Source organism: Pandoraea terrigena, assembly GCF_902459705.1.
GTDB lineage: Bacteria > Pseudomonadota > Gammaproteobacteria > Burkholderiales > Burkholderiaceae > Pandoraea > Pandoraea terrigena.
Genome location: NZ_CABPRU010000012.1, coordinates 167,964 through 186,136, shown reverse-complemented (window position 1 = coordinate 186,136; position 18,173 = coordinate 167,964). Strand labels below are relative to the sequence as shown.

The 18,173-nt window shown below is 64.5% G+C and carries 17 protein-coding genes; 6 read left to right on the top strand and 11 right to left on the bottom strand.

Annotated elements, in window-relative coordinates:
* Positions 1-312: 312 nt before the first annotated feature.
* Both PTE31013_RS20650 and PTE31013_RS20645 read right to left on the bottom strand, forming a co-directional pair.
* Positions 313-1,377, bottom strand: a complete 1,065-nt coding sequence (locus tag PTE31013_RS20650; protein WP_150614504.1) for a porin — start codon at positions 1,375-1,377, stop codon at positions 313-315.
* A 514-nt stretch (positions 1,378-1,891) separates the two neighbouring features.
* Positions 1,892-2,821, bottom strand: coding sequence for a LysR family transcriptional regulator (locus PTE31013_RS20645; RefSeq protein ID WP_150614503.1), 930 nt, complete (start codon positions 2,819-2,821; stop codon positions 1,892-1,894).
* Between the two features lie 247 nt (positions 2,822-3,068).
* Here PTE31013_RS20645 and PTE31013_RS20640 point away from each other — a divergent pair, with 247 nt between their 5' ends.
* The 4 genes from PTE31013_RS20640 (at position 3,069) to PTE31013_RS20625 (ending at position 8,292) form a co-directional block, all read left to right on the top strand.
* Positions 3,069-3,974, top strand: coding sequence for a VOC family protein (locus tag PTE31013_RS20640; protein WP_150614502.1), 906 nt, complete (start codon positions 3,069-3,071; stop codon positions 3,972-3,974).
* Positions 3,975-4,013: 39 nt separating this feature from the next.
* Entirely contained in the window at positions 4,014-4,961 is a 948-nt protein-coding gene (locus tag PTE31013_RS20635) for an NAD(P)-dependent oxidoreductase (protein ID WP_281351844.1), read from the top strand.
* Between the two features lie 96 nt (positions 4,962-5,057).
* Positions 5,058-6,572, top strand: a complete 1,515-nt coding sequence (locus PTE31013_RS20630) for an aldehyde dehydrogenase family protein (RefSeq protein ID WP_150614500.1) — start codon at positions 5,058-5,060, stop codon at positions 6,570-6,572.
* A 352-nt stretch (positions 6,573-6,924) separates the two neighbouring features.
* Positions 6,925-8,292: a DUF3100 domain-containing protein gene (locus tag PTE31013_RS20625; protein ID WP_150614499.1), complete on the top strand. Its 1,368-nt coding sequence runs from the start codon at positions 6,925-6,927 to the stop codon at positions 8,290-8,292.
* A gap of 105 nt (positions 8,293-8,397) precedes the next feature.
* On the opposite strand, the gene PTE31013_RS20620 is transcribed toward PTE31013_RS20625, so the two are convergent.
* The gene (locus tag PTE31013_RS20620; RefSeq protein ID WP_150614498.1) at positions 8,398-8,961 is read right to left on the bottom strand and encodes an EF-hand domain-containing protein; all 564 of its coding nucleotides are present in this window, start codon (positions 8,959-8,961) and stop codon (positions 8,398-8,400) included.
* 97 nt (positions 8,962-9,058) lie between these two features.
* Complete coding sequence (locus PTE31013_RS20615) at positions 9,059-9,316, bottom strand: glycine zipper 2TM domain-containing protein (protein ID WP_150614497.1); 258 nt, start codon at positions 9,314-9,316, stop codon at positions 9,059-9,061.
* 754 nt (positions 9,317-10,070) lie between these two features.
* On the opposite strand from PTE31013_RS20615, the gene PTE31013_RS20610 reads away from it, so the two are divergent.
* Both PTE31013_RS20610 and PTE31013_RS20605 read left to right on the top strand, forming a co-directional pair.
* The gene (locus PTE31013_RS20610) at positions 10,071-10,736 is read left to right on the top strand and encodes a TetR/AcrR family transcriptional regulator (RefSeq protein WP_150614496.1); all 666 of its coding nucleotides are present in this window, start codon (positions 10,071-10,073) and stop codon (positions 10,734-10,736) included.
* A gap of 11 nt (positions 10,737-10,747) precedes the next feature.
* Positions 10,748-11,704 carry a LysR substrate-binding domain-containing protein gene (locus PTE31013_RS20605; protein WP_150614495.1) on the top strand — a complete coding sequence of 319 codons (957 nt, stop codon included), beginning with the start codon at positions 10,748-10,750 and terminating at the stop codon, positions 11,702-11,704.
* A gap of 104 nt (positions 11,705-11,808) precedes the next feature.
* On the opposite strand, the gene PTE31013_RS20600 is transcribed toward PTE31013_RS20605, so the two are convergent.
* From PTE31013_RS20600 to PTE31013_RS20570, 7 genes are all read right to left on the bottom strand, one after another.
* A complete protein-coding gene (locus PTE31013_RS20600; protein WP_017234237.1) occupies positions 11,809-12,168 on the bottom strand; it encodes a helix-turn-helix domain-containing protein in 360 nt (119 codons plus the stop codon).
* Between the two features lie 212 nt (positions 12,169-12,380).
* Complete coding sequence (locus PTE31013_RS20595; protein WP_150614494.1) at positions 12,381-13,091, bottom strand: ABC transporter ATP-binding protein; 711 nt, start codon at positions 13,089-13,091, stop codon at positions 12,381-12,383.
* A complete protein-coding gene (locus tag PTE31013_RS20590) occupies positions 13,088-13,858 on the bottom strand; it encodes an ABC transporter ATP-binding protein (RefSeq protein WP_150614493.1) in 771 nt (256 codons plus the stop codon). The genes PTE31013_RS20595 and PTE31013_RS20590 overlap by 4 nt, the downstream gene beginning before the upstream one ends.
* Complete coding sequence (locus PTE31013_RS20585) at positions 13,855-14,829, bottom strand: branched-chain amino acid ABC transporter permease (RefSeq protein WP_150614492.1); 975 nt, start codon at positions 14,827-14,829, stop codon at positions 13,855-13,857. Before PTE31013_RS20585 ends, PTE31013_RS20590 begins: the two co-directional genes overlap by 4 nt.
* Positions 14,830-14,837: 8 nt before the next feature.
* Positions 14,838-15,758: a branched-chain amino acid ABC transporter permease gene (locus tag PTE31013_RS20580; protein ID WP_150614491.1), complete on the bottom strand. Its 921-nt coding sequence runs from the start codon at positions 15,756-15,758 to the stop codon at positions 14,838-14,840.
* Complete coding sequence (locus PTE31013_RS20575; RefSeq protein ID WP_150614490.1) at positions 15,755-16,627, bottom strand: alpha/beta hydrolase; 873 nt, start codon at positions 16,625-16,627, stop codon at positions 15,755-15,757. Before PTE31013_RS20575 ends, PTE31013_RS20580 begins: the two co-directional genes overlap by 4 nt.
* Positions 16,628-16,783: 156 nt before the next feature.
* A complete protein-coding gene (locus PTE31013_RS20570; RefSeq protein ID WP_150614519.1) occupies positions 16,784-17,977 on the bottom strand; it encodes an ABC transporter substrate-binding protein in 1,194 nt (397 codons plus the stop codon).
* Positions 17,978-18,173 lie beyond the last annotated feature (196 nt).

Genomic DNA, 18,173 nt, shown 5'->3' with positions numbered 1-18,173 from the left:
AAGCAACTGGAAGTGCGCGTGGGCGGTAACGTCAGCGTGCGCAAGGGCGAAAGCGCGCTGGGTGGCGGTATCTCGGCGAAGTATCGCTTCTAAGGAAGTCGGCAAGACGCTTTCCTCGCAAGGGGAAAGCGCGGATCGCCTCGGAAGACGATTCGGATCGCGCATCGCGCAGTCATGATCGATGCGTTATTGGCCGAATACATTTGGGTCGAAAGCCCCGTTACTTATCGTCAGGAAAAAGCCGTCCGGCAATGCGCCGGACGGCTTTTTTTTTGCATCTTGCGCCCGGGGGCTCGCTGCTACGCCGCCCGATCAGAACGAATGCGACACACCGACATAGGCGCCAGTCTGGCCTTTCCCGGCGGGCGGGTTGTCGAGCGAGTCGCTCGGAATGGCCGCGACCGAGAAGTTCTGGTTCGAACTGTTTTTCACGTAAGCGAGGGTGCCATACAGGAACGTGCGCTTCGACAGGCTGTACGTCGTGCCCACCTCGAACATCGTCGCGTTGCCGAAGCCGCCCGGCACGTTGACGTGATAAACCGCCGCATTCGCGGCCCAAACCGGGGTGGCTTGATACCTTACGCCGGCCCAGTAATGGTCGGCACGCGTGGCGAAGTCGGGCGCGGGCGCGTCCGGCGCGGACATGTGCGTGTAGCCGAGTGAAATCGTGAAGCGGTTCAGGAACACATTCGCGCCGGCGAAGTACTCGCGCGACGTGGCGAAGACATCGGTGAAGCGCCCCGTGCTGTCGCGAATTTCGTCATACAAGGCGCGCAACTGGAACCGGTCATGCGTGTAGGTCAACTGCGCCCCCATGCCTCGCCCGTTGTTGAACTGCCCGGCGATGTTGGAGAACGCATATTGGCCTGCCACGTCGAAGCCGTACCAGTTCGGGCTTTGATAGTTGACAGTGTTGCTCGCCTGCGGCCAGTTACGCCCGCGCACGAGCGACGCCGAGGAGAAGGCCTGTTGCTGGAACGGATCGAAGTCCCAGACGCCGTTGCTGATGAACAGGTTTCGCCCGATCGTCAGTTGCCCCCACGAGCGGGAATTGAAGCCGACCAGCGCGCGCCGGTCGAAAATCGAGCCCGAGCCATTGTTGTTGAAGCCGTTCATCAACTGGAAGCCGCCTTCCAGATTGAATACGGCATGCAATCCCTGTCCGAGATCTTCATAGCCGCGAAAGCCGAACAGGCTCGTGCCGTAGTCCCCGCCTTGGGCACTCCAGCGCGACGCGGTGCCGCCGTTGCCGTCCTGCAGGTGGTTCATGAATTGAAAGCCGCCATCCACGCGGCCATACAGTTGCACGCTCGATTGCGCGTGCGCGAACGTACCGATGCTGCAAAGCAGGCTCGCTGCGATGAGCTTCTTTTTCATGGTCTGCTCCCCAGGTTGCGTTTTGCCCCACGCATTCTTGCAACGTTATGGCCGTCGTCGTCGCAAAGCGTCCCAGTGACGACGACCCGAGATGCCGTCGGTAAAACCTGAAAATTCGTTACGAATGACAAGGCGTCGGGAAGCGAGCACGCCTGGGCAACAGGCGCCGCATAAAGGTGTGCGGGCGGTTGCGAGTGATGCCGTCACGCTCTGGTCGTCAGAGTTCGTCAACATGGCAGTCCACTGGCGTTGCGTCGGCGGCGGTGCGTGACACCCGGACAGGCGCCCGCGCGGCCGCACAACCAGATTCGGCTGGCGAGATGACGCGCGATGCGCCGCATTTCATGAACTGCGAAGCAACACGCGCTTATCGCCCGGATGGCTTCTTTTATATCCGAATTCCGTGGTAAGCAACATCGGGGAAAGGCTTAGTACCCCGATTGTTGCGCGCGAGCAACCGAAACGTCGGGACGCGGCGGCCTGGTTCGCATCCGGGCGAGGTCGGACGGTCGCGTCAGTCCGGGGCGCCGAACGCTTCCATCTTGCCCTCCAAATGGGTCAGCAGGCGGTTGGCCGCGCCTGACAGCCGTCGGCCGGCACGGGTGACGAGATGCGCTTCGGCACGATTGAGAATCGGGTGATCGATCGGGAGCGCCCGCAGCTCGCCGGCCTCGATCTCCTGCGACACGGCAAACGCGGGCAGGAAGGTGGCGCCCAGTCCGGCGCGCACGAAATGCTTGAGCACGGAAATCGAGTTCGTCGTGACGGCGGGCGTCAGCCGATACTTTTCCGACTGCTCGGCCAGCGCCATCAACTGGCGCGTGCCGTAGGCCCCATGCATAAGGGCGAGCGGCACGTCATACAGCGCGTCGAGTTTGAGCGACCCGGTCTTGTCCCAACGCTCGACGAGCGGCGAGTCGGGCGCGACGATGGCGTGCACCGGCTGGCGCATCTGCGCGCGCGACACGATCTTGGGTTCGGCCGGTGGGTTGTAGACCAGCCCGATATCCGCGTCGTCTTCCGCCACGAGCCGAATGACCTCGTTGGTCCCCGCCAGGTCCAGCGTGAGTGTGATGTCGGGATAGCGCTTGCAGAAGTACTGCAGCGGCGCCCCCATCAGATCGCTGACGAACCCTTCGCCGACGGCCAAGCGGATATGCCCGCGCCGCAATCCCCGAACTTCCTGCAGCTTGGCGAGCAAGTCCTCCTGGTGCGCGCGCTGCTCCCGGTAATACTCCATGAGCAGTCGGCCAGCCTGCGTCAAGTGGACGCCGCGTTTGTGGCGTTCGATGAGCGGCAGCGCCATTTCGGCCTCCAGCAGGGCGATCTGGCGGCTGACGGCCGAGGGGGCGATGTCGAGCCTGTCCGCCGCAGCGCGCACGGTGCCGCACTGGACGGCTTCGAACAGATACAACAGACGGCTTTCGTTGATGGCAGGTGTCATACCCTAAAGACTAATTTTTAGAACAAAAATCTTCAAGCGTTGTCATTGAGCGTCGTTTTTTTTCAATCCACACTGCAAAGCATGCGGATCGGCCCTATTGGCGGGCAACGAACCCAGGCGAGGCCCGCCGACGGTGGCCCGATTCCGCATCCGTTTTCACGCGATGTTTGCCGCGGCACAGGCACAAGAGCGCACTGTCATCCCACGGGATGCCGGGGCCGGCACCGATCCTTTTCGGAGATACCCGATGATTCCTCCGCGCAACACGCGATTCGGCATCGATCACCCGCTGGTCACCGTGCATGATCATCCGCGGCGGCTGGCGCATTACGCGCGCATGGGCTTCTCGCCGTCGCCGGTCTCGTATCACCCGTGGGGCACGCTCACGTCGCTCATGATGTTCGGTGACAACTTCATCGAGCTGATCGGCGTGGACGACGCCAGCAAGTTCGGCACGAACGCGGTCGGCGACTTCTGCTTTGGCCGGTATCTCGGTCGCTTTCTGGCCCGCGAAGAGGGCGTTTCGCTCGTCGCCCTGCACAGCCAGGATGCCCGCGCCGACTACGCGCACCTCACACAGGCCGGTCTGCCGACGCAGGGCCTGCTCGATTTCCGCCGCGCGATGCGCAAACCCGATGGCACGTCCGACGAAGCGGTCGTCTCGCTGGGCCTGTTCATCGACGATGCGGTGGGCGACGCGTCGAACTTCCTCTGCCAACAGCATCGCCCGGAACTGATCTGGGTGCCTGAGTGGCAGGCGCACGCGAACGGCGTGACCGGCATCGTCGGCGTGACGTACGTGGCGCCGGACGTGGCGGCCCTGCGCGCGCTCGCCACGCGCTGGGCGCGGATTTATGGCGACCGACAGGTCGACAGCTATGACGGCGGCGCGGCGGTCGACACCGGCTGCGGGCACTTGCGTGCGCTCTCGCCGCAGCGCGCCGAGGCGCGTTATGCGGCCGTCGGGTTGCCGATGGCGCAGGCCGAGCGTACGCACGCGGTGGCCATCACGCTGCTTGCGCCGGACCTGGCCCACGTCGAGGCGCTGTGGCGCGAACACGGCGTGCCTTATGGCTACAACGAACATGGGCTGGTCGTGGAGCCCGAGTTTGCGGGCAACGTGGTGCTGGAGTTCGTCAACCACCCGCATTGAGTCTCCCGGGAATTCCCAAGCGTTGGCCGGAACGTCCGGCTGACGAAGCAATGCGACGCGGCCTTTGGCGGGCGGCGTCATCCTCGCAGTCAATCTGGAGTCAACATGAAAATCATCGGAGTGGTCGGGCTGGGCAACATGGGACGCGGCATGGCGCTGTCGTTGCAGCGCGGCGGTTTCACGGTGCTCGGCTTCGATCCGTCGCCGGCCGCCGGTCGCGCCTTGGCTGACGCGGGCATCGGCCTGCGGGCGTCGGTTGCCGAACTCGCCCGCGAAGCCGACGTCCTCGTGCTGTCGCTGCCGACGTCGCAAGTGGTCGAAGCGGTGGTGAACGGCCCTGACGGGATTGCCGCGAACGGTCGCGAAGGGCTGGTCGTCATCGACACATCGACGGCCGATCCGGCCAGCACGCGGGGGCTGGCCGCCACGCTGCGCGAGAAGGGCATCGCGCTGGTCGACGCGCCGGTCTCCGGCGGTCCGAAGGGCGCGCTGAACGGTGCGCTCACGATGGTGCTGGGCGGTTCGGTGGAAGACATCGTGCGGATCGAGCCGGTGCTTGCCGCCATGTCGGCCAAGCGTGTGCACATCGGTGACGTGGGCGCCGGTCACGTGACCAAGCTGATCAATAACCTGATGTGCGCGGCGCATCTGGTCGTGGCCGGCGAAGCGATGCGCCTGGCCGAAGCGGCCGGCGTGGCGCCGGCGCGGGTGCTGGAGGGCGTGAACGCCGGCTCGGGCCGCAGCGGCGTGACGCAGACCAACTATCCGACGTGGATCCTCAATGGCGCGTTCGACTCCGGTTTCACGATGAAGCTCATGCGCAAGGACGTGCGTCTGGCGATGGCCCTCGCAGAACAGACGGGCACGCTCGCCACGGGGCCGCTCTCTGCCGAGGCCGGCCGTCTGTGGGCCGCGAGCGCGGCAACGGTGGGCGATGACGAGGACTTCAACCGCATCGTGCAGTTCATCGAGCCGGGCCAGGCGTAATCGCGTGTCGTTATCTCGGGCGCTAGGGCTCGGCATCTGATTTTATTGTTTGACGATTCGATGCGCCCGATGGGGCGCGTCGCACGGAGTGTTCTCATGGCAGACCAACAAGCCGCCGCTTTGCTCGGCGCATTTGCAAAGTTCTTCCCCAAAGCCACCACCATCGGCTCGTTCGTGAATGGTGACCTGCTCGAAGGCACGGGCGAAGCGACCATCGACATCGTGAACCCGGCCACCGGGCAGGCGGTGCTGACGTACCGCGACGCCGGCGCCGCCGTCGTCGCCCAGGCGGCCGACGCCGCGCAAGCCGCACAGAAGATCTGGTGGGCATTGACGCATGCGGCGCGCGGTCGTGTGATGCAGGCCGTCGGCAGCAAGATCCGCGAAAACGCCGAAGCGCTCGCACAGCTTGAATCGATCGGCGCAGGCAAGCCGATCCGCGACTGCCGCGGCGAAGTCGGCAAGGTGGCCGAGATGTTCGAGTACTACGCGGGCTGGACCGACAAGTTCTATGGCGAGGTCATCCCCGTGCCGAGCACGCACCTGAACTACACGCGCCGCGAAGCGATGGGCGTGGTGTTGCAGATCACACCCTGGAATGCCCCGGTCTTTACCTGCGGCTGGCAATTGGCGCCGGCCATCGCCATGGGCAATGGCGTGCTGCTCAAGCCGTCGGAACTCACCCCGGCCAGCTCGCTCGTGGTGGCCGCGCTCGCCGAGCAGGCGGGCGTGCCGCGCGGTCTCATCAACGTGCTTGCGGGCTTCGGTCACACCACCGGTCAGGCGGCGATCTCGCATCCGGTCGTCAAGAAGGTGGTGTTCGTCGGCTCGCCGGCCACGGGCAGCAAGATCGCCACGGCCGCCGCGCAGCGCCTGCTGCCAAGCGTGCTGGAACTGGGGGGCAAGTCCGCCAATATCGTGTTCGACGATGCCGACCTGAAGCGCGCGTGCCTCGGTGCTCAGGCCGCCATCTTCTCCAGCGCGGGCCAGAGCTGCGTGGCGGGGTCGCGTCTGCTGGTGCAGCGTGGCGTATACGACGAGATGGTCGACATGCTTGCGCGCGGCGCGCAGCAGATCCGCGTGGGCGATCCGCTCGACGACACCACTGAAGTCGGCCCGATCTGCAACCGCACGCAGTATCAGCATGTGATGAACATGATCGACGCGGGCGTCGCGGGCGGCGCACGTCTGGCGGCCGGCTCGCAGCAGCGCAGCGACGGCGGCTTCTTTGTCCGCCCGACGGTGCTGGCCGACGCGACCAACGCGATGGGCGTGGCGCGTACCGAGATCTTCGGCCCGGTTGTCGTTGCGATTCCGTTCGACACGGAAGACGAGGCGCTGGCGATTGCCAACGACAGCGAGTTCGGCCTGGCCGGTGCGGTATGGACGCAAGACGTTGCGCGCGCACACCGCGTGGCAGCGCAGGTCAATGCCGGCACCTTCTGGATCAATGGCTACAAGACGATCAACGTCGCGTCGCCGTTCGGCGGCTACCACCACAGCGGCTACGGCCGCTCCAGCGGCGTGGAGGCGTTGTACGAGTACACACAGACGAAGAGTGTGTGGGTCGAGACTGCGGCCAACCCGGCCACGCCGTTCGGCTACGTCTGATTCCGGCCCGCGGTCAGTCATCGGCATGCCGACGACAAGCCGCAGGCATGGACTGTCATCCCGCGTTCCGTGGTTGGGAACGGCACGTCGATGAGCGAGAAAGAGGCCGTGCGCCGGTCGCGAGGCCGCGTTGGGGACCGAGCCGTTTCAGCCTGCGAGATTCGGGGCCGAAACGGTGTTTTTGACCGCGTATAATCCCGCCCTCGGGTGGTTCGGCGCGGAACGCTGTTGCTGTCACCGAGGCATGTCGACATGGCGTGCCGAATTTCCTTAACCACCGAAATGTTCGTACACCTTCCGGTCCACCGGACGGTACCGGACCGGTTCAATAGCAAGTGCAGGGGAGACCCAGATGGCAGTCATGGAAAAAAGCGCGGGAAAGCCGCACGGGGGCGCCTTCAGTGATGGCGTGCGCCTATATATTTGGGCAATCGTGATTCTCGTGATCGCGGAGCTGATCGGGGCGATCAGCATCAATGCCGGTCACGGCAAGATCGTGTTGTTGCCGATGGTCTGGGCGTTGCTGCTCGGCGCGGCGTTGGGCCTGTCGCAAGCGCGCCTGCCGCGTTTTGCGCAGATCAACCTGTCGATGCAGCATCAGGCGTCTGCCATTCTGCAACCGGCACTGCTGCTGTTCGTGGCAAAGCTGGGTCTGCTCGTGGGCGGCTCGCTGCCCAAGCTGGTGGCCGCCGGTTGGGCGCTCGTGTTCCAGGAGTTCGGCCATTTCGTGGGCACGATCATCCTCGGTCTGCCCGTGGCCCTGATGCTCGGCATCAAGCGCGAAGCCATTGGCGCGACCTTTTCGGTCGGCCGTGAGCCGAGCCTCGCCATCATCGGTGAAAAGTACGGCTTTGATTCGCCCGAAGGTCGTGGCGTGCTGGCCGAGTACCTGACGGGCACGGTGTTCGGCGCGGTGTTCATCTCGCTGTTCGCGGGCTTCGTCGCCAGCCTGAACCTGTTCCACCCCCATTCGCTCGCCATGGGCGCCGGGGTGGGCTCGGGCTCGATGATGGCCGCCGCCGCCGGGGCCATCGCCGCGCAGCAAACACCGGAAGTCGCCAAGGAAGTGGCCACGTTCGCCGCCGCATCCAACCTGATCACGACGACCGTCGGCACGTACTTCACGCTGTTCATCTCGCTGCCGCTCGCGGTGTGGGGTTACCGCGTCATGGAGCCGGTGCTGGGGCGCATGAGCCGCCGGGGTCGTGCCAACGCCGACGCCGCTGCCGTGGCCGACGTCGAAGCCGCCAAGGAACTCAAGGAAGCGAGCACGGCGCATACCGTCGAGATGAATTTCGGTGCGCGCTTGTTCGCCTGGGTGTTCTCTGGCGCGCTGGCACTGGTCGGAAACACCATTGCTTTCAAGACGCCATTCCTCGATGGCGTGCCGGGCATGGTCATCCTGATCGGCGCCGTGATCGTGGGCGAAGCGCTGTACTTCGCCACGCGTCGCAAGGTGCCCGCCGTATGCTGGGTGTCGCTCATTGCGATGTTCCTGACCTCACCGGCCTTCCCGTTCGCACCGGTCGTCGCGCAGTTCACCGGCAAGATCAACTTCCTGTCGCTGGTCACACCGATGCTGACCTACGCCGGCCTGTCGGTTGCCAAGGATGTACCGGCGTTCCGTCGCCTCGGCTGGCGCATCGTGGTCGTGTCGTTCCTCGCGAACGCCGGCACGTTCCTCGGCGCTGCGATGATCGCCGAGTTCTTCCACGTGTAATGCTTGCGCCAGGTGCACAGCGGTGACACACGGTGCACAGGAACGGAAAGCGAATACGCCACGGCATGCCGTGGCGTATTTTTTTTGTGCGACTGAACGGGGGACTCAAGGCTTGGTGGTGCCCGCGTCGGCTTGCGAGCGCTCGTGATAGTAGCGGCGGAAGTAGGCGCGAATCTCCGCGGGCGAGAGCTTGCTGTCGCGATTGGCGTCGATCAGGTCGAAATGCTGATCGAGGAACGGCTCGGCGGCCGCCGTTTCCGTGCGGCTCAGATAGCCGTCGCCGTCCTTGTCCGCCGCCTTGAAATAGCGCTCGAAAGTGGCACGACGCGCCTGCAGCTGACTGTGCTGGAAGGTTGACCATTCATTGCGGTCAATCTTGCCGTCGTGATTGGTGTCGATGGCGTCGAACGAGCGTTGCAGGTACAGCCCGAGCGCCGCGTTCTGATCGGCTGCGTCGCCATAGTCCGGACCCGGTAACGGTGCCGGCGCAGAGCGCGTCGTCGGCACGACGCCGGTCATCGGCGCTCCCGACTGCGCATAGCCGGGCATGGCGACGAACACCAGGGCGGCAGCGGCGCTGAGCGCACCGGCAGCGAGCGCCCGGCGCGTGATACGCCGGATCCTGAGGGTCCGGAGCGTACGTTGGTGGCGTGTCGGTTGATCTGTCATGTCGCGCTTCTCCTGGTTCGTTGGACAGTGGCGGCGGCAACGCTCTCGCGACGCGATGCCGGGCGAGATGCGTGGCGCCTGATGACGGCGGCGCCGATCAGCGGCGACGGCGATCGTCGGTGATGACGTTACCGATCACGCCGCCGACGACGGCACCGCCCACGGTCGTGCCGAGGTCGCCGCCGGAGATGAGAGCACCGCCAAGGGCGCCGACACCGGCACCGACGGCCGTATTACGTGATTCGCGGGGAGTCATGCCGGCGCAACCGGCCAGCGTGCCGATCAAGGCGGCGCCCACGAGCACCGGACCGGCCGAGCGGGAGAGGTGCGAGATCCATCGTTGTGTAGTTTTCATGACGCGTGGCTCCTTCAAACGGGGCGTCGGACCCCGGAAATTCGCAGGCATGGCCTGCCGTTCATAAACACGGTGGCTGACGGTGCGGGCATGGCGAACATTCAATGCGCGGTCGACGCGCGGTCCAAAGGGGGTGTCGCGCGGTGTTCATAGCGCCGTTCGTCAGCATAGGTTGATTGATGTCTGACACGAGGTTTGACGCAAGTTGCGTTATTTGGATCGACCGATCTTGTAAGACTTTGTAAAGCCCTTGGGTCATGCGTGACGGTAGGGCGTCCGCGGGTATCCGAAGGCACACTTCGCAATCGATCAATAAAATGGAGTGCGAATTAATATTGGAGTATGACGACGATGATGGATCATCGTGGCGCTGTCGGCGGCGCGCGCCGTCGTGCATGTTCGTATCCGTACGCGACATCGCCGACGTTGCCTCCGCACGGTGGCGCGTCGAATGCATGATGTCGAAATTGTTCAAATTTGAAATATCGGCGCAGAGCCCTCAAAAGGCGACATCGACGGCACGTTCTTGATGCGCGAAACACGCGGTTACGCGGCGTATTACGCGATGTCTGTCATCGCCATCCGCGCTGAATGCGTCGAAGCATCGGGAAAGTCCGGGGGAGTGTTTGCGCTTAGTTTTCGCCGCAAGCTGGGTTTGCGCTGGCATACTGTGCGCGCTGAAGTTCGGTATTGAATTCAGCGATCGTTGAGCAAAATCGATTGAGGTGCTCGGCCTATCCGGGCAGACTTATCCATGCCACAAGTCAAGAAAGAAGACATTCGTCTGGCCATCCTGGATGCGTCGCATGCCCTGTTTCTCGAAAAGGGCTATGTGGAAACCACGATGGTGCAGATTGCGAAGCGCGCCGGCATTTCCCACGCGAACATTTACAGCTACTTCACCGCGAAGTTGCAGGTCTTCTTCTGCGTCTATGAAACGTGGTTCAAGGCGCGCATTACGGCGCTGGAAGCCGAGGTCATGGCGGCACACGGTGCCCATGCGCGCATGCGCATATTGCTCGCGGGGCTGCTGGCCCAGACGCCAAGACTCGACAACGGCTTCTCGCACAACCTGGTACAGGCGCTGGCCACCGTTGGCCCAGGCGATCCGTACGACGCGTCGCTGCTGCGCTGGTTTCGCGAGCGTCTGTCGGGCATGCTGGCCGCTGTCGCGCCGAGCCTGGCGCGCGACAGCGTGCGACGCGCGCGCGTGGTGGATATGCTTGTGCTGACGTTCGACGGGTGCCTCGTCAACCACCATGTCAATCCGGCGTCGCTGCCGGACGCCGCGATGCTTGAGGAGTACGTCGCTGCCTTCCTGTCGGCCGAACCTGCCGAATCCGCAGCGGCGGCGTCGGTGGCGCAAGGTGCGTCGGGACCGGCATCGGTGATGCCGCCTGGCTCCGCGGCGGCGGCCTGAACGGCACGCCGATGCGCTTACTGCCCTGGACCGCCCTCAATCTCGGGCGAAAGCTCAAGTTTCACCAGCTTCAGGTCTTCGATCGCGTGCTCGAGACGGGTTCGCTCGTGCGCGCGGCCAACGAGACCGGTCTCACGCAGCCGGCCGTGAGCAAGATCGTGCATGAACTGGAGTTGTGTTTCGAAGGGCCGCTCTTCGTGCGCAGCAACCGTGGCATGCAACCTACGGAACTGGGCGAATTGCTTGGACATCGCGTGAAATCGCTGATGGCGGAGCTGCGCTATCTGACCGATGAAGTGAACGCGTTCAGCGCGGGCACCAGCGGGCATGTCATCGTGGGCACACTCATCTCGGCCGCAGCCGATTTACTGCCGCGCACGATCGCGATGCTCAAGTCGAGGACCCCGGGCGTGCGGGTCACGGTGCGTGAAGCGACGACCGCGCAGCTCTTCCCGGCGCTCGCGAGCGGCGACCTGGATATTGTCGTGGGCCGTTTGCCCGAAAAGGGGTTGCCCGTCGCCAACGCCTTCTCGCTGACGCACGAAGTGCTCTTCAACGAATCACTCAGCGTGGTCGGCGGGGTGCGTCACTGGACCCAGGCACCCGCACGCGTGCCGCTCGCGCAATTGCGCGAGGGCGCGTGGATTCTGCCGGTACCGGAATCGCCATCACGGCTCGCGGCCGAGCGGCTGTTCCACGATGCGGGGCTGGCGTTGCCCGAGGACGTCGTCGAGTCACTCTCGGTGCTGACCAACATCGGATTGATGCTGGAGACGCCCCGTGTGGCGCTGATGCCGCGGGTGGCGGCCACGCCGTTCGTGGAGTCGGGATTGCTGCGCGTGCTGGCCGACACCGTGCCGGGCAGCTTCGGCGACGTGGGTTATTCGCTACGCGCCGACAAGCCGCCGAGCCCGGTGTGCGAGCGCTTCGTCGCCTGTCTTCGCGAAGCGTGCGGCCTCAAGGCGTAGCGGCCTCAAGGCGTAGTGCCTGACTACCCGATTCCCAGAACAATGAAGGGCGGCATATGCCGCCCGTCGCGATGGATCGGCCCATGACCCTGCCGGAAGGCGGGTCAGAGACGCGCGAGCGAGGAGACGAGTCCTGGGTTCTGCTGCACCAGCCGAATCAGGCAGGCGGCTTGGGCATTGGGGCGCGCGCGACCCTGCTCCCAGTTCTCCAGCGTGCGCGGATTCGTACGCAAGTAATGCGCGAAGACGTTACGCGACATGCCGAGGTGCTTGCGCAGGGCGAGCAATTCGTCGGGAAAGACCTCGAGTTTGGGAAGCGGCGTACGCGGCAGCTCCTTGATATTGAGCGGAAGATCCGCAGGAAGGCCGTTCTTGACGTGCGCCGGTTCGGCGGGCGGTGGCGCACCGGTGTCCTGAGAGAGCAGCCAGCGGAAGGGATTCGAAGGCGTATTGGAGTAAGCCATAGTCCTACCCGGGTGTCGGTGAGAGGTGAAGGGATAATCACGCTTGCGAAGTCAATCAAGCGGGATCGATTGCACCACAGAGTTCTGCTGGGTGCTTTCACAAATCACTCCGGATTTTCGCGTCTGACACCTATCGAGTACTAAGCACCCCGTCGAAACGAGGTGCCGTAGAGTGTACGCAGAACGGTGCCGTGCGCCGTGCCGCACAAGCGTCAAACGCCCAGATACGCCTGCAATTCCGGTAGCGCCTGACGTAGGCTCGGCGAGTCACCCTGCCAAGCCACACGGCCTTTGTCGACGATGTAGTGGCGATCGCCGAGTTCGAGCATCGGCGCGAGATTCTTGTCGATGCACAGGATGGACAGGCCGCTTCCTTTAAGTTGCTTGAGGCACTGCCAGATTTCACCCCGAATGAGCGGTGCCAACCCCTCCGTCGCTTCGTCAAGAATGAGCAATTTCGGATTCGTCATCAGCGCGCGGCCAATCGCGAGCATCTGCTGCTCGCCGCCGGACAGGTTGCTGCCGAGGTTTTTCTCGCGTTCGCGCAGCCGCGGGAACAGGCCGTAGATGCGTTCCAGCGTCCACGGCGCGCGCGCGCCATGACGATTGCCTGCGGTGGCCACAAGGTTCTCGCGCACCGTCAGCGTGGGGAAAATCTGGCGCCCCTCCGGCACCAGTCCCATGCCCGCGCGCGCGATACGGTGCGACGGGCTAGTGTGAACCGGCTGCCCGTCGAATACGATCTCGCCGCGGGCCGGACGCATGAGGCCCGTCATCGACTTGACGGTGGTTGACTTGCCCATGCCGTTGCGGCCAAGCAGCGTGACGAACGCCCCGCGCTCGATCTCCAGTTGCATGCCGAACAGCGCCTGGCTGGCGCCGTAGAAAGACTCGACGCCGGACAAAGACAACAAGGGGCTCATGCGGTCGCTCCCAGCATTTCGTTGCGGGTATCGTCCCCGAGATAGGCTTCGCGCACGCCCGCATCATTGCGGATAGTGTCGGCGTTGCCGCAAGCGATGGCGCGTCCGTAGACGAGCACGGTGATGCGGTCGGCCAGGGCGAAGACGGCGTCCATGTCGTGTTCGACCAGAACGATGCCGTAGTCACCTTTGAGATCGGCAAGCAGATGCGTCATCTGTTCAGACTCAGCCTGTGACATGCCGGCCATCGGCTCGTCGAGCAGCAGCAATTTCGGACGCCCCGCGAGTGCCATGGCCAGTTCGAGCTGGCGATGTTCGCCGTGGGCGAGGGCGCTGGCGGGCACATGCATGCGCGCGGCCAGTCCGGTGCGCGCCAGGATCTCGCGCGCGGGTTCGACAAGCGCCGCTTCGCGAATGGCCGGCCGCCAGAAACCGAAGCTATGGCCCTGCATCGCCTGCACGGCCACCAGCACGTTCTCCAGCGCGGTGAACTCGCGAAACACCGACGTGATCTGGTACGAGCGCGTGAGCCCCGCGCGGGCGCGCTGCTCGATCGGTAGGGTCGTGATGTCGTGCCCGTCGAAATGAATGGTGCCTTCGTCGGCGCGCAGCTCGCCGGCCAGTTGGCCGATAAGCGTGCTCTTGCCGGCGCCGTTCGGGCCGATGATGGCGTGCAGCTCACCCGGCGCGACGTCGAGGCAGAAGTGATCGGTGGCGGTCAGCCCGCCGTAGCGTTTGACCAGTTGGTCGACTCGGAGCAACGTCATGCTTTGCCCTCCGCGGTACGGGCACGGCGCGCGAGCCGCACCTGCAGGTCGCCGAGCAGGCCATACAGGCCGCGCCGCGACACCAGCACTGCCACGACGATGAGCGCGCCGAAGATGATCATCCAGTGCTCCGTCATGCCCTTGAGCCATTCCTCGATCAGCAGCATGGCGGCACTGCCGAGGACCGGTCCGAAGAACGAGCCGAGCCCGCCGAGCACGACCATCACGATCAACTCGCCCGAAGCCGTCCAGGCCATGTACGCGGGCGAGACGAAGTGCGTGAGATTGGCGTAGAGCATGCCCGCTACGCCGCAGGTCATGGCGCTGATGACGTAGGCCACCAGCTTGTAGCGCAGCGTCGGATAGCCGAGCGCGCGCATGCGACGATCGTTCTGGCGGGCGCCGCGAAGCACCATGCCGAAGCGTGCATCCACCAGCCGGCGGCCGGCCCACACGCACAGGCACAGCACCGCGAATGCCACGTAATACAGCGCGGCGGGGTCGTCGAGCGTGATGTTGCCGAAGCGGCTGCCGGCCGAGACCGGCAGGCCGTCGTCGCCGCCGTACTGCCTCAGTCCGACGGCGAGGAAGTAGAACATTTGGGCGAACGCCAGCGTAATCATGATGAAGGCGATGCCGGTCGTGCGCAGCGACAGCAGGCCGGTGACGGCACCGACGACCGCGCACAGCAGCAGCGTCACCCCGAGATGGAGGAAGCCGTTGTCCATGCCGTGATAGCTGAGGATGCCGACGACATAGGCGCCCAACCCCAGATACAGCGCGTGGCCAAAACTCACCATGCCGCCGTAGCCGAGAATCAGGTCGAGCGAGACCGCCGCGATGGCGAACACGACGATGCGCCCGAACAGCGTGAGATAGAACGGTTGCTGGGCAAACGTCGCGTAAAGGGGCACCAGCGCCAGTACGGCGAGCAACAGCAGCGGCACGGCGGTGCGAAGATTCAGTTTCATTTCCATCGTCAACCGTGTTTGACCGGGAAGAGACCTTGCGGACGCACGGCAAGCACGGCGGCCATGACAAGGTAGATGAGCATCGAAGCGAGGGCGGGCCCGGCGGTGTCGGCGGTGCTGCGCTCCATGAGGCTGCGCAGCAGCGTGGGCAGGGCGGTACGCCCCACCGTATCGACCACACCGACGATCAGCGCAGCGAGGAATGCCCCGCGCACCGAGCCGATGCCGCCGATCACGATGACGACCATCGTCAGGATCAGGATCGGCTCGCCCATGCCCGGCTGCACCGACAGGATGGGGCCTGCCATGAGCCCGGCAATCCCGGCGAGAACCGCGCCCAGGCCGAACAGCAGCGAGTTGAGCAGCACGATATTCACGCCGAGCGCGCCGACCATCTGGCGGTGTGTCGACCCGGCGCGGATCAGCATGCCGATGCGCGTACGGTGAATCAGCAGATAGCAGCCCAGCGCCACCGCCAGCCCCACCACGATGATGAGGAAGCGATACGCCGGATATGCGAGGCCGAACAGGTCCACCGTGCCGGAGAGCCAGTCGGGCACTTCCATGTAATACGGCGACGGCCCCCAGATCATGCGTGCCAGCTCGTTGAAGAACAGGATCAGGCCGAAGGTGGCCAGCACCTGGTCGAGGTGATCTCGGTCATAGAGCGTCTTGAGCGCGACGAATTCGACGATCAGGCCGATCAGCAGCATGGCGGGGACGATGGCGATGGCGGCGAGCGCGAACGACCCTGTGTAGTTGTATACGGTCGCGGCGATGAACGCCCCGATCATGTAGAGCGAGCCGTGCGCGAGGTTGACGAAGTTCATGATGCCGAACACCAGCGTGAGGCCGGCGGCCATCAGGAACAGCAGCACCCCCAGTTGCAGCCCGTTCAGGCACTGCATGATGAAGAGTGTCAGACTCATGCGGCCTCCCGGGGCAGCCCCATCAGACGGAAGATGGCTTGCGTGAGCGGGCTGGCGGTGTCGTTGAGCGTGAGCACGATATCGAAGTGATTGGTACCGGGCATCGGGACATATTCACCCGCGAAGCCGCGGGCGCGCCATGCCGCGAGGTAGTCCGCGCTCTGACGCTTGAACTCCGCCGTCTCGCTCTCGCCGTACGACACCACGATCGGGCAGCCGTGCGCGGGCAGGTGGAAGTGAGGGCTGTTGCGATGTGCATCGTCGCCGGACAGCTTCATCCACGCGTTGATGTGCGTGAACGGGATCGGGGTGAGATCGAACAGGCCGGAGAGCGGGATGGCGCCGGCGATGACGTCGTTCGGCACGCCGTAATCGTTGTGCCAACCGTGGGCGAGAAGCATGCCCACGAGGTGGCCGCCGGCCGAACTGCCACAGATGTAGAGGCGGCGCTCGTCGCCGTGATGCTCGCCAATGTGGCGGTACACCCACGCCAGGGCGCGGCGCGTCTGGTCGACGATGGTGTCGAGCGAGGCGCCGGGCGCAAGCGAATAGTTGATCGTGACGACGGTGGCACCCGCGCGCGTGAACGCCGGGGCCATGTTGCTCGAATCGTCCTTGCCGAGCGCGCGCCAGTAGCCGCCGTGAACGAAGAAGAACACGGGGGCGCCGGGGGTCGGCGACGGGAAGATGTCGAGTGTCTCGTCGGGGTGATCCCCGTAGGCGACATCGAGGACACAGGGCGTGGTCGCGCGGGCGTGCGCGCTCTCGGTGGCGTACTGCGTCAGGATGTCGAGAACGTTGGGGGTGGTGGCGCGAGCGTTGTACTGCACGTCCAGCTCGGCTTCGTCGAAATTGCGGTAGCGCTTCATAAACCCTCGATATTGCTCAGGTACGGCTCGGGTCGTGCAACGGCAGTGCCGCCGGCGGATCGCGTCGTCTCGCGTCCTCCCTGGGGGCCGGGCGGCACATCAGCAACCGCGGGCAGCGCACGCGTCAGACCGCGCGCACGATGCCCGCGTCTCGTGTTACGACTTGATCTTGCACTGCGAGGCCAGGTCGGCACGCGTCTTGATATGAATCTGCCCCTTGGTCGCGAACTTGGCGCCGTTGGCGTCCTTCACGACATCCACGCGATAGAACTGCGCCACCGGGAACTGGTTGCTGGCGAACTTGAACGGCCCGCGCACGGACGCAAAGTCGGCCGCCTTGAGCGCGGCGCGCAGGGCTTCGCGATCGGCCACGCTGCCCTTGGTCTTCGCCAGTGCCGAGTCGATCAGGTTGGCGGCATCGTACGACTGCGCGGCATACATCGACGGCGCGCGGTGGTACTTCTTCTGAAAGGCGGCGACGAACTGCTTGTTCTGCGCGTTGTCGAGATCGGGCGAGTATGGCGCGCTGGTGATCGCTCCGACCGCGAGTTCCTTGAGGGCGGGCAGGGTCGAGCCGTCGATCGTCGACACGGAGATCAGCGGAATCTTGCCGAGCAACCCGGCCTGACGGTATTGCTTGACGAAGTTCACGCCCATGCCGCCCGGATAGAACACGTAGACGGCGTCGGGCTTGGCGGCCTGCAACTGGGCGATTTCGGCCGAGTAGTCGGGCTGGTTGACCTGCGTGTACACCTCGTCGACGATCTGGCCTTTGTAGTCTCGCTTGAAGCCGTGTACGGCGTCGCGTCCGGCCTGATAGTTCGGGGCCATCACGTACATCTTCTTGTACCCCAGGTCCGTCGAGAGCTGACCGCCGGCTTCATGCAGTTCGTCGTTATCCCATGATGTCGAGAAGAAGTTCGGCGAGCATTGCGCACCGGCAATCGGGGTCGGGCCGGCGTTCGAGCCGACCATGACCACGCCCGCGTTCGTGACGCTCTTGTGGATGGCCATCATGACGTTCGAGAACGTCACGCCGGTGATGAGCGACACCTTGTCGCGCTCGACCAGCTTCTGCGCGGCCTGCACGCCGACGTCGGGCTTGAGCTGGTCGTCTTCCTTGATCACCTGCACCGGCACGCCGCCCAGTTTTCCCCCCTTTTGCTCGATGGCGAGCATGAAGGCGTCGTACTGGTCCTGGCCGAGCGCGCCGCCCGGGCCGGAGAGCGTACCGATGAAGCCGATCTTCACCTGGGCGTGCACGCCGCTCGAGGCGAACATCGCCGCGCCTGCGGCTAGGGCGCCCAATACGGCGATGGCTTTGCGTTGCGTGGTCTTCGTTCCCGTCATCATGGTCTCCAAACTAAGTTCCGAAACTGGCAAACACTTACCGCAGAGGACTCGCGCCGGCAGACTTGACCGCTTCTTCCCGTCGGTCATCGCAGGTCTGGCGCGTCAGATGCATTAAATTGTTTAAGCATCAAATATTTAAGTGCCCAGCGTAAACGACGCCTTTTGCGTAGGCAAGCGATTTCAAAAACACTTC

Bases quoted from the DNA above. Each gene is read 5' to 3' on its own strand.
- PTE31013_RS20650 (WP_150614504.1), bottom strand. From the start codon at position 1,377: ATGAAAAAGAAGCTCATCGCAGCGAGCCTGCTTTGCAGCATCGGTACG.
- PTE31013_RS20645 (WP_150614503.1), bottom strand. From the start codon at position 2,821: ATGACACCTGCCATCAACGAAAGCCGTCTGTTGTATCTGTTCGAAGCC.
- PTE31013_RS20640 (WP_150614502.1), top strand. From the start codon at position 3,069: ATGATTCCTCCGCGCAACACGCGATTCGGCATCGATCACCCGCTGGTC.
- PTE31013_RS20630 (WP_150614500.1), top strand. From the start codon at position 5,058: ATGGCAGACCAACAAGCCGCCGCTTTGCTCGGCGCATTTGCAAAGTTC.
- PTE31013_RS20625 (WP_150614499.1), top strand. From the start codon at position 6,925: ATGGCAGTCATGGAAAAAAGCGCGGGAAAGCCGCACGGGGGCGCCTTC.
- PTE31013_RS20620 (WP_150614498.1), bottom strand. From the start codon at position 8,961: ATGACAGATCAACCGACACGCCACCAACGTACGCTCCGGACCCTCAGG.
- PTE31013_RS20615 (WP_150614497.1), bottom strand. From the start codon at position 9,316: ATGAAAACTACACAACGATGGATCTCGCACCTCTCCCGCTCGGCCGGT.
- PTE31013_RS20610 (WP_150614496.1), top strand. From the start codon at position 10,071: ATGCCACAAGTCAAGAAAGAAGACATTCGTCTGGCCATCCTGGATGCG.
- PTE31013_RS20605 (WP_150614495.1), top strand. From the start codon at position 10,748: ATGCGCTTACTGCCCTGGACCGCCCTCAATCTCGGGCGAAAGCTCAAG.
- PTE31013_RS20600 (WP_017234237.1), bottom strand. From the start codon at position 12,168: ATGGCTTACTCCAATACGCCTTCGAATCCCTTCCGCTGGCTGCTCTCT.
- PTE31013_RS20595 (WP_150614494.1), bottom strand. From the start codon at position 13,091: ATGAGCCCCTTGTTGTCTTTGTCCGGCGTCGAGTCTTTCTACGGCGCC.
- PTE31013_RS20590 (WP_150614493.1), bottom strand. From the start codon at position 13,858: ATGACGTTGCTCCGAGTCGACCAACTGGTCAAACGCTACGGCGGGCTG.
- PTE31013_RS20585 (WP_150614492.1), bottom strand. From the start codon at position 14,829: ATGAAACTGAATCTTCGCACCGCCGTGCCGCTGCTGTTGCTCGCCGTA.
- PTE31013_RS20580 (WP_150614491.1), bottom strand. From the start codon at position 15,758: ATGAGTCTGACACTCTTCATCATGCAGTGCCTGAACGGGCTGCAACTG.
- PTE31013_RS20575 (WP_150614490.1), bottom strand. From the start codon at position 16,627: ATGAAGCGCTACCGCAATTTCGACGAAGCCGAGCTGGACGTGCAGTAC.
- PTE31013_RS20570 (WP_150614519.1), bottom strand. From the start codon at position 17,977: ATGACGGGAACGAAGACCACGCAACGCAAAGCCATCGCCGTATTGGGC.